The sequence below is a fragment of the Brevibacillus parabrevis genome (assembly GCF_003710905.1).
GTDB classification, from domain to species: domain Bacteria; phylum Bacillota; class Bacilli; order Brevibacillales; family Brevibacillaceae; genus Brevibacillus; species Brevibacillus parabrevis.
Window position 1 is genome coordinate 1 of sequence record NZ_RHHV01000030.1, and the last position, 873, is coordinate 873.

At 64.7% G+C, this 873-nt stretch carries 1 protein-coding gene; it reads left to right on the plus strand.

The window, feature by feature from the left end; genetic code table 11:
- Positions 1–873: hypothetical protein (locus EDM60_RS27770; RefSeq protein WP_208715258.1), on the plus strand; the 873-nt coding region annotated here is incomplete at both ends.

An 873-nucleotide genomic window follows, 5' to 3' on the forward strand; every position in this document is an offset into this window, starting at 1 on the left:
AGTTACGGGAGTAACCGGAGAGACAGGGTCAACCGGAGCCACGGGAGAATCTGGAGCCACGGGAGCAACTGGAGCTACGGGAGTAACCGGAGCCACGGGAGAATCTGGAGCCACGGGAGTAACCGGAGCTACGGGAGCAACCGGAGCTACGGGAGCAACCGGAGTCACGGGAGCAGCCGGAGTCACGGGAGCAACCGGAGCTACGGGGTCAACCGGAGCCACGGGAGCAACTGGAGCCACGGGAGCAACTGGAGTTACGGGAGCAACCGGAGAGACAGGGACAACCGGAGCTACGGGAGCAACAGGAGCCACGGGATCAACCGGGGTTACGGGAGTAACCGGAGAGACAGGGACAACCGGAGTTACGGGAGCAACCGGAGCCACGGGGTCAACCGGAGCCACGGGAGTAACCGGAGCCACAGGGTCAACGGGAGTCACAGGAGCTACGGGAGCAACTGGAGAGACGGGAGCAACTGGAGAGACGGGAGCAACTGGAGCCACGGGAGCAACTGGAGCTACGGGAGTAACCGGAGCCACGGGAGCAACTGGAGCCACGGGAGTAACCGGAGCCACAGGGACAACCGGAGCCACGGGAGCGACAGGAGAGACGGGAGCAACCGGAGAGACGGGAGCCACGGGAGGAACCGGAGCTACGGGGTCAACTGGAGTTACGGGAGTAACCGGAGCCACGGGAGCAACTGGAGCAACTGGAGCCACCGGGGAGACGGGAGCCACCGGGGTTACGGGAGCTACGGGGTCAACAGGAGCCACGGGGTCAACTGGAGCAACCGGAGCTACGGGAGTAACCGGAGAGACAGGGTCAACCGGAGCCACGGGAGCAACCGGAGCCACGGGAGCAACGGGAGTAACTGG